Here is a 15,693-nt window from a genome sequence, read left to right as displayed (position 1 = left end):
TGTTATAATATATGAAAGTATAAATATCATATATGGAAGTGAATGTCTTTTGATAAAATTAAACACAAAGAAATTACAGCAGAAGGATACATTTTTATTGAGTATTACCATGCGAAGTATGTTTGAATTTTTTGCTAATCCAGGAGGATTGTTTTTAACCAGTTACATGCTTTTTCTAGGTTTAATGGACTATCAGATTGGGTATGTGGTAGGTTTTATTGCACTGACCAATGTGCTTCAACTATTTTCACCCATGTTCTATGAAAAATTTAAAAGTCCTAAACGTATGACTTTAGTAGCCAGGTCCCTACGATTTGTTATCTTTTATTTCATGATGTTACTACCTTGGTTTCAGAGTTATCGATATGTTATTCTCCTATTTATTATATTCAGTTCTCTATCCTTTACCGCATTTATGGGTGGGACATTTCTTGCATGGAATGATCAGATTATTCCATTAGAGAGAAAGGGAAGATATTATGCAACCCGTAACCTTATAGCAAATGCCATTGGTATATTACTACCAATTATACTGGGTAAAATTCTTGATCATTATGTACATACGTCTGGCTTATTTATGATTATTTTTTGCGTTAGTATAGTCTTTGCATTAGGCGAATTATGGATTATTACCAAGCTTCATGACCACCCTTTAGAAACAAAGAGTAATAGACCTCTGAATAAGTTATTGGTCATGCCTTTAAAGGATAAGAAGTATCGTCGTTTCATGATATTTTCACTTTTATGGATGTTTGCATGGAGTTTTGCAAGACCTTTTTTCAATGTCTATGCCATTTCACATCTACGGTTATCCTATAGTTACATTGCTCTTGTTTCAAGCATTACAGCTATCGTCAAGCTGTTACTTGCTAAGCTTTGGGGAGCAGGTGTGGACCATTATGGATGGAAGAAGATCATGGGCTACACGGGTCTATTATTTGCTGTATCTCACTTTTTATGGCTATTCATAGCCTTAGAAACCCACGTGATTTACTTTATTTTTATCTTTTTAAATGGTATATTTATGATAGGGTTAAATATTGCTAAATTTAATGTTAATCTACAATTAACAGACCATGCGTATCGATTATCCTATTTGGCTGTCAATGCAGCTATCATGGCTGTGTTTTCATTTGTAAGTACCAACATCAGTACCATGATTATTCGAGGTATTAATCAAGAATGGACTCTATGGTCTCTGGATATATTTCAAGTATTATTTGCTATAGCTGGGTTATTATACCTACTGGCTATTTTCTATATTATGAGAAGAAAATGGTAGATAGCATATGATCTTTCGGGGAAGAAATAAGTGGTATATGCGTACAAGAAGTAGAAAGGTATGGTGATATGTATGGCCATTACGCCAGCTCCTGCACTGGAAAAAGGACTTAAGATTCTAGAAATTATTGCTAAGGAAGAGCAGGTAAGTTTTAACCAACTACAAAGTTTAACAGGATACAATGTTAGTAGCCTGAATCGCTATTTGCATACCCTGAGACATGGTGATTATGTTCAAAAGAACTTGGATAATAAATATATTCTTGGTTTAAAGTTTTTTAGCTTAGCCCAGAAAAATAATCCATGGCAGCATCTGAAACAAATTGCAAAGCAATATTTAGTAGAAATTAGTGAGACATTTGGAGTGAGCCTTTTGCTCATTGTGTATACAGAAGATCAATATATTGTATTAACGAAACATGCTCATAAAGATAATTTGACCATGATGGCTATTGGGGAGAGCTATCCATATGCCCGTTCCATGGTTTGGGGGATGCCCTATGTGATGCATCTGAATGCATCCTTAAAAGAACAGATCATGGCAAGCTACCATGATGATACAAAGATGTCACTTCATGATTTACAGCGAATGGAAGCACAATTTCAGCAGGAAGGCATTATGGTGGATGATGGGTATCTGAAGAAAAATATCCTTCGTATTGGTATACCCCTATATGGTGGCGAGGAAAAGCCCATAGCCATACTGGGAGCAGGAACTTTCCAACAGCATCTTGAAGGTAGTCGCAGTGCTTTGATATGTAAAATGATAAAAGCAGTAGATAACATTAGAAGTCAGTGTTTTAAATCATAGCGGATGCCTTAATAACACGTTGCACATCAAGGGGCTGTCCTAAAATGTATTTTTGGATAGCCTCTTTTTAATGTCATCCATTCCATGTTTTAACGATTAAACCATGAGTAAAAAAGCAAAATATGCAATGTTTTAAATAAAGATAACATGTATATGCGTTGTTTTTGTTCCTTATTCCCTGTATCATTTAAGATAACTTAGGAATGCTATTATTAAGAAAAGAGTGATAAAATGCATCAGTATAAGTATGTAATTAATCAAAGTCAAGCAGTCAATCGTTGGTTCATCTCCAAGATAAAAAGAACCCCCTTTCAATCAGAATCCAAATGCTTTCATGAGGAGGTTAATCCAGGGGAAGAGTATATACCTGTTCTTTATCCTGTAAGAGAAGCATTTTTAGAGAAGATGCCAATTAACCAAATTTCTCTTGGCGATGTGAAGAAGGTATGTCTGACAGATTTTTATTTTCCATTTGAAAATAATCGTGTTGAATTTACAACCTTTATTCATACACCCCACTATATATCTTTTTCAGGTGAGACAAAGATTTATGTGGAAAGAGATTGCGAATTGGCATTTGAACTTTATACATGTGGTGGGGTAAAGCTTTGGGTCAATGATGAATTAGCAGCATCGTTTACCCCCTATTCTAGAAATATAGGGTCATTAAAGAAGATTAAGATTACATGCAAAAAAGGAGAAAATACACTCCATCTTTATGCCGATGAGCTGGCAGAAAGAGATGTTATTTTCTATATAGAATTAAGATATGTGGATACAGAGCCATTAGTAGGTATTGTTCATATGAATGAGGATGATACAATGGTTCAGCACATGGAAAATTTTCTGGAAAGCTTATATTTTGAGCGAGATGTTTATGCTGAAGGCCATATGATACTCAACTATAATCCTGATTTGGTCCAATCCGATATAGAGCTACAGATACTTGGTTTACCAAGCCCAGAAGATAGGCATAAGATACGACAATACACAGTGAAAAAAGGTACGCATTCGCTATGTGTAGGTCATGTTTTGGACGTAGCTGTAGGTATGTTTAAAGTGGATGTGAAGATTGACATTGGACGTTTAGCCATTAAGAGAAGGTTGGTGGTTGGTAATTATTGCCATAAGATATCTAATGATATGCAGGCAAACACCATTTATGAAAGAAAAAAACAAGCGCTTGTGTTTTTATCCAAGCATGGTGAAAATTTCCTTATGAAAACCATTGCTATTCTAGAAACCCAAGGTAGACTCACGGATGAAGCTCAAGAAATATTAGAAACAGCGATTAAAAAAATTGAAAAAAAAGAGGACTGCGCTGACTTTTATTTAGGTACGATGATTCATTTATTGAAACACTATAGAAACTTTTTATCCGATGAAACGGTTTGTCAAATAAAAAAGGTACTGTTGGACTTTAGATATTGGATTGATGAACCAGGTAATGATGTCATGTGGTATTTTAGCGAAAATCATGCCTTACTCTTTCATGTAGGACAATACTTGGCAGGTGATTACTTTGAAGATGACGTATTTACTGTAAGCGGTAGAAAGGGAAAAAAACAGAAAGAAATAGGTAAGAAAAGGCTAGTACATTGGTTTGATCATTTCTTTCAATATGGTCTGGGTGAATGGAACTCTGTGACCTATGTCCCCATTGATATGATTGGTTTTTTTAATCTATATGATCAGGCTCCTGATGACGATATAAAGCAATTGGCAAAAAAAGCCTTAGATTTTCTTTTTAAGCTGATGGCTTATCATAATTATAATGGCATTATATCTTCTTCTTATGGAAGGGTATATGAGGAAACACTAAAAGCAAGAGAATTATCAGAACCATCCTTTATTGAATGGATAACTTCAGGAAAAGGGTTTATGAATTTTAGAATCCGAGCAGTGGTCATGTACGGTATATCATCCTATGTGCCTCCAGATTACTATCAGGAAATAGCACTTGGTGATGATGAAGGTGCTGTGATCGAGCTCACCCAAGGTGAAAGCCATGCTCATTTGTATACGTATACGACCGATGATTATGCTCTGAGTTGTGTTCAAGGTTACAAACCCTTTACACAAGGACACCAGCAACATATCATGAACCTTGCAATGAGTGGTGATAGTACACAACTATTTATTAACCATCCCGGGGAAAAGCCTATGAGTGGTGAGGAAAGACCCAGTTACTGGGCAGGTAATGGCATGATGCCTCTAGTTAGACAATATAGAAATGCTATGTTAATGGTATTTAATATCGATGAAAGTCAGCAAGTTCATTTTATTCACACGTATATAATGCCTGAGCGAATGGATGAGATCATATGTCAAGAAAAAGAATTATATCTTCAAGTAAAGGATACGTATGTCTATATACGATTTAGTCATGATGTAAAGATAACCACCTATGGTGCAGCCACAGGAAAAGAATGTATATCCAATGGACGACATCATGGCGTATATATAAAATGTGGTGCAAAAAAAGAATGGGGTAGCTTTCATGCCTTTAAAAAATCAATGAAAGAAACAGTATTTGAATATAATGGCGAGACAGAACTTAAAATAATCGATCCTCATTATGGAACTTTGGAAATACGTGATGATCAGTGTTTATATCGTAATGGTAAGGTTATTGAACAAGCTGGGAAACATGAAATACATTTAGAAAAAGTTTTAAGAGTATATAAGGAGAGCAGTCATGAAGAATAACCTAGAAGAAAAAATCAACGTATTAAGTGAATCCTTTAAAAAGGTACTCTATACAGATGATGTTAAGTTTCTGGATAATATGGAGAACAATAATCTTGGTGGTGACGATATTTCAAAATATCGTTTCTGGGAGTGGACTCAGGGCGTGGGATTGTATGGATTTTGGAAACTGTTTCAGCATACAAAAAATACCTATTATCTGGAAACATTAGAGAAGTATTATGAAGAACGTTTTAAAGAAGGGCTGCCCTCTAAGAATATTAATACCACAACACCCATGTTAACATTAGCCAACTTATGTGAATTTAACAAAAACCCAACCTATTTAGATGCATGTATTTCTTGGGCAGAATGGATCATGCATGAACTGCCAAGAACCAAAGAGGGTGGTTTTCAGCATATGACGTCGGACACGTTGAATGACCAGGAACTCTGGGATGATACACTTTTTATGACGGTTTTATTTCTAGCTAAAATGGGTAAGATGACGGATAATCGGGCCTACATAGAAGAAGCAAAATATCAATTTTTATTACACATCAAGTACTTAGCGCATGCCAAAACAGGTCTATGGTATCATGGGTGGACATTTAATGGCAGTCATAATTTTGTGAAAGCTCTTTGGGGAAGAGGAAATTGTTGGGTTACCATGGCCATTCCTGAATTTATAGAGATGATTGAACTTGAAGACAGTATGAAAAAATACCTCATGCATACACTTGAAAGACAAGTCATTAGTTTACGTAAATTCCAAAATGAAGAAGGTATGTGGCATACCCTTATCGATGATAAGGAGTCCTATGCAGAATCCAGCGCTACAGCAGGATTTGGATACGGTATTCTAAAGGCATGTCGCTTAGGCATACTTGATGAAAAATATAGAAAAGTTGCATTAAAGGCTATAGAACCTATATTGAAGCGCATTGATAAAGATGGCGTGGTTAAGCAGGTATCCTATGGTACACCCATGGGAAGAGACCACAAAGATTTTTATAAAAATATACCCCTAGAGCCCATGCCATATGGTCAAGCCCTAGCACTGTTATTTTTTATTGAAGGCTTAATGTATCAAGATGCCAACAAGAAAGCCCAATAAAAAGCAAGGAGAGATGGGTTGTAATAAATAACCAAAGACGAAAGTTTATAGGATGTTATATAATATGAATGACATAAACGTACGATGAACATAGGTTAAACACCATGATTGCAAAATGTACTTTTTACTAATCCATTTTATATTGACCATAAGGAGAAATTGGCATGATAAATATATTAGAGCTGGGCGGCGTCAATGATGGAAAAACATTAAACACGGAAGTCTTCCAGTTAGCCATCAATCAAGCACATCATTCTGGCGGGGATATGATTTATATACCTGCTGGCAAATACCTCGTATCCAATCTTTATCTAAAAAGCAATGTACATATTCATTTTGAAGTGGGCTCTGAATTAGTGGCATCTGAGAATCTTCACCACTATGATGTCAATGAACAGGGACATAATAAGGATCGACAACCTTATCATTTATTTATAGGTGATCATTGTGAGAATATCCTCATTGATGGTAAAGGTATTATTAATGGACAGGGTCCTTTATTCTGGAAAGACAAACCAGATGCTAGAGGCTGGTATAAAGAGAAACAGCAGAGAGTCAGCCCCTTGTTTGAGTTGACCCAGTGCAGAAATATTACCTTTCATGATTTTACCATCTTGGATTCTCCTGGTTGGACCATTCATCTGAACGTCTGTAAACAGATTAACATGAGGAGCATAAGAATCTTAAACCATATCTTAGGACCGAATACCGATGCTATTGATATCAATGGTTGCCAAGATGTTATGATTAGTGACTGTCATATAGAAGCAGGCGATGATGCCATTGTCTTAAAAACCACCCCTGATGCTGGCGTTTGTGAAAGAATAACCGTAACAAATTGTTTATTGCGTTCAAATTGTGTGGGCTTTAAGCTTGGTGCAACGGAATCTTTTTATGATATGCGGCAGATTACATTCAGTAACAGTATTATCTATCACGCCACAAGGCCTATTGGTATCTATGCCTTGGAAGGCGGTTCAATGGAAGACATCACCATAACGAATATTGTTGCTGATACCCATGGTACACCATCCGTTGGTTTAGGGATTCCTATACATCTTGATTTAAGAAGAAGGAACGAAGATTCAAAATTAGGCAGTATTAACAATGTGCAGATCACCAATTTTATTGCTAGAACAAAAGGTAAGATTATGCTAACAGCTGAAAAAGGTGCTTATCTTAATCATATATTTTTAAGAGACATCCACCTGATCTATGATAAAGGCTTTTCGGATGCACGATTATACAAAGATTGGTCCAGTGCACAATTCTCCAATAAAAGCAAAGAGGCACGTGTGGCAAGAACCGCATGTGTCGCAGATGGCGTTCATCATCTCTATATGGATAATTTCATGGTGACTTGGCCAGAAGAAAGGGACCTGTTCGATATGTCAGCTCTTTGGTTAAAGAATATCCATAAGATGCATATTCATGCGCCCTTGTTAGAACCCTATAAAGAAAATCTAATCACCCTGGAAGGACAAAATATGCATAGTATTTCTGATTTATTAGCAAAAATTGAGTAGTAATTGTTATTGGATGGGTGTATGATGGAAACAAGGGCGTATTTGGTGAAAGTGATTAGTGATTAGATTGAAAGAATGTAAAAAATATATTAAATTTAGGTTAAGTTATACCTAAATATCGTATAGTATACACAAAAATGTTGGAGGTTGGTTGACGTGAAAAATAAAAAACTTGTCATCTTTATGGATAGTGGGGATACCATTATTGATGAATCAACAGAAACAAGAGATCATGAAGACGTTGTGCTATCTGCAAAAGTCATACCAGGAGCAGTTGAGACAATTAAAGCCCTCTATGAAGAAGGGTATACGTTAGTATTAGTAGCTGACGGGCTTGCCCAGTCTTTTAAAAATGTCCTTCAACAAAATGGGGTCTATGATTATTTTACATCCATGATTTATTCTGAGACGATTAAACAAAAAAAGCCCCACCCAAGTATGTTTCTGGCAGCAATGGGTGCAGCGGGTTTAACCCATGCAGATACCTCTAGGATTTTAATGGTAGGAAATAATATTAAAAGGGATATAAAAGGTGCCAATCACTTAGGCATAACAAGTATACTCCTTGATTGGTCGCCAAGATATGCTTATGCACCAAATTGCCAAGAAGAAGAACCAGACTATACCATTCATGAGCCGAAAGAATTAATCACATTGGTTCATGAGCTGGAAAGGAAGCTTCACAATAAGTATGGTGATTACACTTACAACAAAAATGGGAGGTAGAAAAATGAAAAAGAGTTTTTTAGCACTATTAATAGCTGTTTCATGCATGCTATCCATGTTTACAGGGTGTCAGTCAAAAGATACCGAACCAGAGGAAGATGTACCTGCAACCAGTGATGATGCTGTGGAAGAAGCATTAGATGAAGCCAAGGCAGTTGATATTACAGGAGCTGATATTGCAACCCTCCAAGAAGCCCCCATGCTTTCAGATATGGTGACAGCAGGTGACTTACCAAAAGTTGAGGAAAGACTTCCGGTTGCTGCGGATATGATGATTGAGCCTGTTTTTGATGCCATTGGAAAATATGGTGGTGACTTGCATTTTCCTTGGAGAGGATCAAAAGACAAGTGGACTTTAGAAAAGATTACAGAGGAAGCTTTATTTCGATTTAAACAAGACGGTTCAGGTATTGAGCCCAATGTAGCAAAAGGTTATCAGGTGAATGATGATGCTACAGTCTATACCATTTATTTAAGAGAAGGCATGAAATGGTCAGATGGGGTACCTTTTACAGCAGATGATGTTATCTTCTACTATCATGAAATGGTGCTAAAAGAAACATTTGGAAAATCCGTGTATAACTGCTACTATTCTGTTGATCCAGAGACAGGAGATAAGGCTTTAGCTGAAGTGACAAAAGTTGACGATTATACATTTAGAGTCATTCACAAGTATCCCAGTGTCATGTTCCTAGAGCGGTTAGCTATTGATAATAAGTGGTTATTTGCTCCAAAGCACTACCATGAGCAATTGCTCCCTCATATTGTTGGAGAAGATACAGCATTAGCTAAAGCTAAGGAGCTGGGCTATGAAGACATTAAAACCTTAGGAAAGCAAACAGGCTATTATTATTGGATCGAAGTGAATCGACCAACCTTAAGACCTTGGATTATTCAAAATGATCCGGATGATTCTAGAACAGTATTTGAAAGAAATCCATACTATTTTAAAGTAGACGAAGAAGGTAAACAATTACCTTATATTGACCGTATTGTATGTGACAAAGTAGAAAGCAAAGATCACTTTATTTTAGAGGGTATTGCTGGTAATATTGATATTCGTGGTTATGATTTCACGGAGTTTACCTTATTGATGGAAAACAAAGATGCTGGTGATTACCGCATCACAAAATGGAGTTCATCGGACTGGACAAGTATCGGTATCGTATTAAACCAAACTGTTGAAGATGAAAAGTTACGAAAGGTATTCCAAGATATTCGTTTTAGAGAAGCGTTATCTGTAGCTGTTGATCGAGCAGAGTTAACGGAATTAATAACCGATGGACTTGCTGTGCCACAACAGGCAAGTATTCCAGAAGGCTTAAAGTATTACAGAGAAGGCTGGGCTGATCAATGGAATACATATGACGTAGCAAGAGCAAATGAATTGTTAGATGATATGGGGCTGCCCATGAATGAGAGTACAGGTTTTAGAACCTATGCAGATGGTTCTGATTTTACATTCATCCTTTATCACAGTACGAAACAATCAGAAGGTCAAGCGGAAGAATTGTTAAAAATGTATTATGAAGCAGTGGGTATCAAAACCAATGTAAAAGCAGTGGATGAAACATTATATGAAGAATTAAAATTAAACAATGGCTTAGAAGGTGTATCTCAGAAGGTAGGTTCATTTGATTTAATTCTTCGTCCGGATAATTTAGTACCTGTTACCATTAATTCACCTTTGTTTGGGCAATATGCTTCCTATATTGCAAGTAATGGTGATCAGGGTATAGCTCCTGAAGGGGACATTGCAACATTGGTGGAGCATTGGGACAAGATTGCATCAGCAACGAAAAAAGAAGTGGCTCTGGAGTATGCTGAAAAAATCATTGACTTGCATCAAAAAAATCAATGGTATATCGGTTATGCCAGTCCAAACCCATTGGTTCTTCTGGTAAAGAATGATTTAAAGAACGTACCAAATACGTTATTATATAATGATCCATTTAGAGGATATGGACATGCGAAACCCGTTCAATTCTATTTTGATCGATAAGGGATAGGCAGTTGACTTAAAAAGTATTGGGTTTTGAAGCGTTTTCTGGGGCTGTCCTGTAAAAGTCATTTCGTTAGCTAGAGATTTCGCAAAATATAAGAGGTTATGCTTGATTTCAACCTCTTATATTTTACTGTGAGATGGACGTTTTTTACTTTTATGGATAGCCTTCATTAGGACGCTAATGCTTTTAATGTAACAGCCTTATCACCATATCTGATCAGGGTATGGACATAAGAAAGGTGATAATGGTGCTAAAATATATTGCAAGAAGAATGATTATAATGATTCCTATTATCTTGTTAGTATCCATGGTCGTATTTTTTGTGATACAACTGCCACCTGGTGATTTTGTATCAACATACATTGCGACGCTGCAAGAAGAAGGGGAAACAGTGGATATGCAGATCATCGAAGATCTGAGAGAACAGTATGGCTTGGATAAGCCTTTGTATGTGCAATATTATAAATGGATGAAAGGTATATTGACGGAGGGTGATTTTGGCTATTCGTTTTCTTATAATAAACCGGTGTTGGATGTCATCGGTGAGCGGATGGGTATCACGTTATTAATTTCATCCCTCACCATGCTGTTTACCTATCTCGTGGCTATTCCAATCGGTATTTATAGTGCGTTGCGTCAATATTCTTTTGGAGACTATGTTGCAACGATTATTGGATTTCTCGGTATGGCCACGCCTAACTTTCTCTTAGCTATTTTACTCATGTTTTTCTCGTTTAAGGTTTTTGGCGATCCCATGCTGGGTATCATGTCAGCAGAATATGTAGATGCCTCTTGGAGTCTTGCCAAAGTATTCGATTTAGCGAAACATCTTATTATTCCAGTCATTGTCATTGGTACAGGTAGTACATGTGGTTTGATTCGTGTCATGCGGGGACAGATGCTAGATGAACTGGATCAGCAATACGTTTTAACAGGACGTTCAAAAGGACTAAGTGAGAAAAAGATTAGAAATAAATATGTTGTCCGAGCAGCACTTAACCCCATTGCAAGCTCTATTGGGTGGTCATTAACAGGTATTTTTACAGGTTCTACCATAACAGCCATTGTACTTAATTTACCAACACAAGGTCCCGTTATGTATGCTGCCTTACGAAGTCAGGACATGTATCTTGCTGGAAGCTGGTTGTTAATGATGGCCGTATTAACCGTCATAGGAACGTTGATTTCAGATATTATGTTAGCTTGGTTGGACCCACGTATACGACTTATGGATAAGAGGATGTAGCCTATGAAAAAACAAATGAAATTATTTAATCGAAGACATAAACAATCGAATAAAGCAGATGAAGAGAAGTATTACTTTGCATCCCAGTGGTCATTAATGGGGAGGAAGTTAAAACGGCATAAACTGGCAAGAATAAGCATGTTTATTCTTGGTTTTCTGTACATACAAATGCTGTTGGGTCAATTCATTGCCCCTTATGGTTTAGAAAGCTATGATAGTCGATTCATGAATGCGCCCCCTACGAAGATACATTTTATCGATAAGAAAGGCAAGTTTCATATTCGGCCCTTTGTGTATGCCTATGATTCTGTTAGAGATAAGGAAACGTTAAGAAAAAAATACACAGAAAATACAGATGAAACCTATCCCATCAAATTATTTGTAAAAGGCGAACCCTATACCTTATTAGGGCTTTTTAAAACGGATATTCATCTTTACGGTGTGGACGATCCTGCAAGAATATTCCTATTTGGAACGGATGGTTTAGGGCGAGATATTTTTTCGAGAATTGTCTTAGGTAGCCAGATATCATTGACCATACCCCTTGCAGGTGTTGCTATCAGTTTTATACTGGGGGTTGCAATAGGCAGTATATCCGGTTATTTTGGAGGCTTCGTCGATACCATTATTCAAAGAATTATTGAAGTGATACGTTCCTTTCCTACCTTACCCCTTTGGATGGCCTTATCAGCCGCAATACCACCTAGAATTCCTGTGGTAAAGATGTTTTTATTGATTACCATTATCTTGTCTTTTATACAATGGACAGGGTTAGCCAGAGTTGTCAGAAGTAAATTCATGTCCCTAAAAACAGAAGATTATATTTTGGCAGCCAAGGTTTCTGGGGTAAGCGATTTTAAAATTATTGTGACCCATATGATACCTGGATTTCTAAGTTATCTTGTGGTGAACATGACATTAGCTATCCCTGGGATGATTATTGGTGAAACATCCATGAGTTTCCTTGGGCTGGGTATTCGGCCACCAGCAACAAGTTGGGGTGTTCTATTACAAGAAGCTCAACAAGTACAAAATATAGCCCTTTATCCATGGAAGTTAATACCGCTGCTGTTTGTTGTACTTACTGTACTTGCATTTAACTTTTTTGGTGATGGTTTAAGGGATGCAGCAGACCCCTATAAATAATTGGATTGAAATGAGGAATAGGTATGAAACAAGAGCAAATAAAGGATATTCTAACAATAGAAAACCTCAAAGTACAATTTGATACGGAAGATGGATGCATTAAGGCTGTTGATGGGATTAATCTTTCCCTTAAAAAAGGTAAAACCCTAGGTCTAGTGGGTGAGTCAGGTTGTGGTAAGAGCTTAACCAGTAAGACAATTATTGGTATTCAACCCAAAAATAGTGAAACCTTTGGGAAAATTAACTATTATGGCTATGATGACCAGGAGCCCCTAGACTTATTAAGTCTTGCCAAGAATGGTTCTGAGATTCGAAAAGTACGAGGTGGCCATATCTCCATGATATTCCAAGAACCCATGACAGCCTTTTCACCACTATATACCATCGGCAATCAGATTGTTGAAAATGTGTTGTTACACCGAACAAAAGATAAAAAAGAGGCTAAAAAAATTGCCATCAACATGATGGAAAAAGTAGGAATCGCCAACCCTGAAAAAAGATATAACCAGTACCCTATGGAATTCTCTGGAGGTATGCGTCAAAGAGCCATGATCGCTATGGCATTATCCTGTAACCCGGATATCCTCATAGCAGATGAACCAACAACAGCATTGGATGTTACCATACAAGCGCAAGTACTTCAAATGATGAAAGCCCTCCAAGAAGATTTAGGCATGGCCATACTTTTTATCACCCATGATTTAGGTGTCGTTGCTGAAATGTGCGATGAAGTCGCTGTCATGTATTTAGGTAAAATAGTAGAAACTGGTGATGCCATGAGCATCTTTCATCATCCCAAACACCCTTATACGAAAGGGCTGCTGCGTTCTATCCCAAAACTTGGTGATCGAAGCCACCATGTCTTAGAATCCATTGAAGGCACAGTTCCCATTCCCATTGATTTACCTAACCGCTGTGGTTTTTATGAACGATGTGAACACAAAATTGATGGTGTATGTGATTGCAAGCCTGTTGAACTATATGAAGTGAATGCCCATCAGGCTGTAAGGTGTTTTCTATATGACCAAGAAGTAATAAAGGAGGATAAAAATGTCTGAACATGTGTTGCAAATAAGAAATCTGAATAAAAACTTTTATTCAAAGAAAAAATTATTCAGCAAACCCATACCTCCTGTAAAAGCAGTCATGGATGTTTCTTTGGAAGTAAAAAAAGGAGAAACATTAAGCATCGTTGGTGAATCCGGTTGTGGTAAAACAACCCTTGGACGTTGTATCGTCAGGGGCATAAAGGCGGATTCTGGACAAGTATTATATCAAGTAAATGAGCATGAGCAAGTAGACTTTTTGAAGGTCAATAAGCAAGACTATAAACGGCTTCGAAAAGACATACAAATGATTTTTCAAGACCCTTATTCATCCTTAGACCCACGCATGACGGTATTCGATATTATTCGAGAGCCCCTAAAAGCCAATTTTAAATTATCTAAAAAAGAAATAGAGGAAAAAGTGAGACATATAGCCCAGTTAGTAGGGTTAAATGTAAACTATTTAAGACGATACCCACATGCTTTTTCAGGTGGTCAACGACAAAGAATCGGTATAGCTAGAGCATTGGTTACAAGACCGGATATTGTTGTTTGTGATGAAGCGGTTTCAGCATTAGATGTTTCCATTCAAGCACAAATTATCAATTTATTGAAAGACCTTCAACAAGAATTGGGCATTACCTATATTTTTATTGCCCATGATTTATCCGTGGTTGAACATATTTCAGATCGGGTTGCTGTCATGTATTTAGGTAATATGATTGAAATTGCCAATACGGATGATTTGTTCTTTTCACCTAAACACCCTTATACGGAAGCGCTGTTATCTGCTGTACCTAAGGCAGACCCAAGTCAGAAAATGAAAAGAATTATTCTAGAGGGTGAAGTACCAAGTCCCATTAACTTGCCATCAGGGTGTCTGTTTCATCCCCGGTGCCGTTATTGCCAAGACGTGTGTCGACAGGAAATACCCAAATTAAGAGAAATAGGTAAGGAGCATCAGGTTGCCTGTCATTTTGCTGATGCCTTAGATTTAAAAGGTGTTTGATGACCTTTTTATAGGGTTATAAATCAATGTGCCATCTATGTTTGGTATCCGTGAAAGGGCTGTTCCATGAAAGCAAAACCTGTCTATATGTAATAAAACCGCTAGACGCCATATTGCTTTTATGAGCGCCCTTTTTTAGTCATGAAGCTTATTCTCACTTCGGTATGAAGAAGGTGAACAATGAACAAGCTTATTAAATACACGGTTAAACTGTGACAAGCTTCCAAAACCACAAGCATCGATAATTTCTATTATCTTAAGATCCGTATCTAACAATAATTCCTGAGCCTTTTTGATTCTCGTTTCTTGAATATATTGGATTAAAGTAAAGGTCGTAACGGACTTAAATTGCCGTGATAAATAATGAGGGCTGATATAAAATTTCTTTGATAAAGATGCCAATGTTAAATTCTCTTTATAGTGAGTATGTATGTAGGACGTTATTTCATATATTTTATTGACCAAGGAACTATTGTTATTGGACCCAATAAAATATTTATTTGAACGACGAAAATCCGTCAGTTTAGCTAACAGTTGTATAAAGTAACTCAATATGAGGACATGACTGGTTGGTTTCTGTTCTTTGGAGGTTTTGTACATGTTATTAAATAACTCAATAAATGCATGGGTAATCTCTTCACCAAAACGAAAAACCGGTTGTTGCGCATTAAAAGGCTCTTTGAAGGCTTGGCTGGCCTCAGGAAAGAGTTTGTCAAATAAAGCTGAGTCAAATGTAAAAACCAGTCTTTTACAGGGCGTTTTTTCAAAATAGCTGGTTTTGTGTAAGCGATAGGGTTTAAGAAGTACAAAATCATGAGCCTGAATATCATAGACAGTACCTTCCACAAAATGAAGTGCATTTCCATTAAGCAAAAAGTAAATCTCATAATTAGGATGAAAATGTGGAAAATGCATATTAATCCTGTTGTAGCGTGTGCCATAATCAAAATGCAGACTAACTGCCGTTGACTGATCAAAATGAATATTATACTCATAGGCTTCATCATACAGAATCGTTTGTTTCATGGAATCATCACAGCTTTCTATCGTCGTTTTATTGAGTTATATTATAGCAAATAAGAACAATATAT

The 15,693-nt window shown here is 36.8% G+C and carries 12 protein-coding genes; 11 read left to right on the top strand and 1 reads right to left on the bottom strand.

Annotation, left to right across the window (positions count from 1 at the left end; genetic code table 11):
- The first annotated feature begins 49 nt into the window (after positions 1–49).
- The 11 genes from HZI73_RS21055 (at position 50) to HZI73_RS21005 (ending at position 14,602) form a co-directional block, all read left to right on the top strand.
- Positions 50–1,282 (top strand): MFS transporter, encoded by a 1,233-nt coding sequence (locus HZI73_RS21055; protein WP_212695326.1) that lies wholly within the window; start codon positions 50–52, stop codon positions 1,280–1,282.
- A 60-nt stretch (positions 1,283–1,342) separates the two neighbouring features.
- Positions 1,343–2,092: a helix-turn-helix domain-containing protein gene (locus HZI73_RS21050; RefSeq protein ID WP_212695325.1), complete on the top strand. Its 750-nt coding sequence runs from the start codon at positions 1,343–1,345 to the stop codon at positions 2,090–2,092.
- Between the two features lie 231 nt (positions 2,093–2,323).
- The gene (locus HZI73_RS21045; RefSeq protein WP_212695324.1) at positions 2,324–4,801 is read left to right on the top strand and encodes a hypothetical protein; all 2,478 of its coding nucleotides are present in this window, start codon (positions 2,324–2,326) and stop codon (positions 4,799–4,801) included.
- The gene (gene bglB, locus HZI73_RS21040; RefSeq protein ID WP_212695323.1) at positions 4,791–5,897 is read left to right on the top strand and encodes a beta-galactosidase BglB; all 1,107 of its coding nucleotides are present in this window, start codon (positions 4,791–4,793) and stop codon (positions 5,895–5,897) included. Before HZI73_RS21045 ends, bglB begins: the two co-directional genes overlap by 11 nt.
- Positions 5,898–6,061: 164 nt before the next feature.
- Entirely contained in the window at positions 6,062–7,423 is a 1,362-nt protein-coding gene (locus HZI73_RS21035; protein ID WP_212695322.1) for a glycoside hydrolase family 28 protein, read from the top strand.
- 156 nt (positions 7,424–7,579) lie between these two features.
- On the top strand, positions 7,580–8,149 hold the full coding sequence (locus HZI73_RS21030; protein WP_246552241.1) for an HAD family hydrolase: 570 nt from the start codon (positions 7,580–7,582) through the stop codon (positions 8,147–8,149).
- A gap of 4 nt (positions 8,150–8,153) precedes the next feature.
- Positions 8,154–10,151: an ABC transporter substrate-binding protein gene (locus HZI73_RS21025; protein ID WP_212695321.1), complete on the top strand. Its 1,998-nt coding sequence runs from the start codon at positions 8,154–8,156 to the stop codon at positions 10,149–10,151.
- A gap of 227 nt (positions 10,152–10,378) precedes the next feature.
- Positions 10,379–11,401 carry an ABC transporter permease gene (locus HZI73_RS21020; RefSeq protein ID WP_281418824.1) on the top strand — a complete coding sequence of 341 codons (1,023 nt, stop codon included), beginning with the start codon at positions 10,379–10,381 and terminating at the stop codon, positions 11,399–11,401.
- A 3-nt stretch (positions 11,402–11,404) separates the two neighbouring features.
- A complete protein-coding gene (locus tag HZI73_RS21015; protein ID WP_246552238.1) occupies positions 11,405–12,547 on the top strand; it encodes an ABC transporter permease in 1,143 nt (380 codons plus the stop codon).
- A gap of 23 nt (positions 12,548–12,570) precedes the next feature.
- Complete coding sequence (locus tag HZI73_RS21010) at positions 12,571–13,605, top strand: ABC transporter ATP-binding protein (RefSeq protein WP_212695320.1); 1,035 nt, start codon at positions 12,571–12,573, stop codon at positions 13,603–13,605.
- Entirely contained in the window at positions 13,598–14,602 is a 1,005-nt protein-coding gene (locus HZI73_RS21005; RefSeq protein ID WP_212695319.1) for an ABC transporter ATP-binding protein, read from the top strand. The genes HZI73_RS21010 and HZI73_RS21005 overlap by 8 nt, the downstream gene beginning before the upstream one ends.
- Before the next feature lie 135 nt (positions 14,603–14,737).
- Here the strand turns inward: HZI73_RS21005 and HZI73_RS21000 are convergent, their stop codons facing one another.
- Positions 14,738–15,628, bottom strand: a complete 891-nt coding sequence (locus HZI73_RS21000) for an AraC family transcriptional regulator (protein ID WP_212695318.1) — start codon at positions 15,626–15,628, stop codon at positions 14,738–14,740.
- Between the last annotated feature and the right edge of the window lie 65 nt (positions 15,629–15,693).

This window comes from Vallitalea pronyensis (genome assembly GCF_018141445.1).
GTDB classification, from domain to species: domain Bacteria; phylum Bacillota; class Clostridia; order Lachnospirales; family Vallitaleaceae; genus Vallitalea; species Vallitalea pronyensis.
Note: the sequence above shows the minus strand (reverse complement) of the source record. Positions and strands in the feature narration are given on the sequence as shown.

What these genes read in the sequence shown, in the direction of transcription:
- HZI73_RS21050 (WP_212695325.1), top strand. Translation starts at nt 1,343, where the DNA reads ATGGTGATATGTATGGCCATTACGCCAGCTCCTGCACTGGAAAAAGGA.
- HZI73_RS21045 (WP_212695324.1), top strand. Translation starts at nt 2,324, where the DNA reads ATGCATCAGTATAAGTATGTAATTAATCAAAGTCAAGCAGTCAATCGT.
- bglB (WP_212695323.1), top strand. Translation starts at nt 4,791, where the DNA reads ATGAAGAATAACCTAGAAGAAAAAATCAACGTATTAAGTGAATCCTTT.
- HZI73_RS21035 (WP_212695322.1), top strand. Translation starts at nt 6,062, where the DNA reads ATGATAAATATATTAGAGCTGGGCGGCGTCAATGATGGAAAAACATTA.
- HZI73_RS21025 (WP_212695321.1), top strand. Translation starts at nt 8,154, where the DNA reads ATGAAAAAGAGTTTTTTAGCACTATTAATAGCTGTTTCATGCATGCTA.
- HZI73_RS21020 (WP_281418824.1), top strand. Translation starts at nt 10,379, where the DNA reads ATGGACATAAGAAAGGTGATAATGGTGCTAAAATATATTGCAAGAAGA.
- HZI73_RS21015 (WP_246552238.1), top strand. Translation starts at nt 11,405, where the DNA reads ATGAAAAAACAAATGAAATTATTTAATCGAAGACATAAACAATCGAAT.
- HZI73_RS21010 (WP_212695320.1), top strand. Translation starts at nt 12,571, where the DNA reads ATGAAACAAGAGCAAATAAAGGATATTCTAACAATAGAAAACCTCAAA.
- HZI73_RS21005 (WP_212695319.1), top strand. Translation starts at nt 13,598, where the DNA reads ATGTCTGAACATGTGTTGCAAATAAGAAATCTGAATAAAAACTTTTAT.
- HZI73_RS21000 (WP_212695318.1), bottom strand. Translation starts at nt 15,628, where the DNA reads ATGAAACAAACGATTCTGTATGATGAAGCCTATGAGTATAATATTCAT.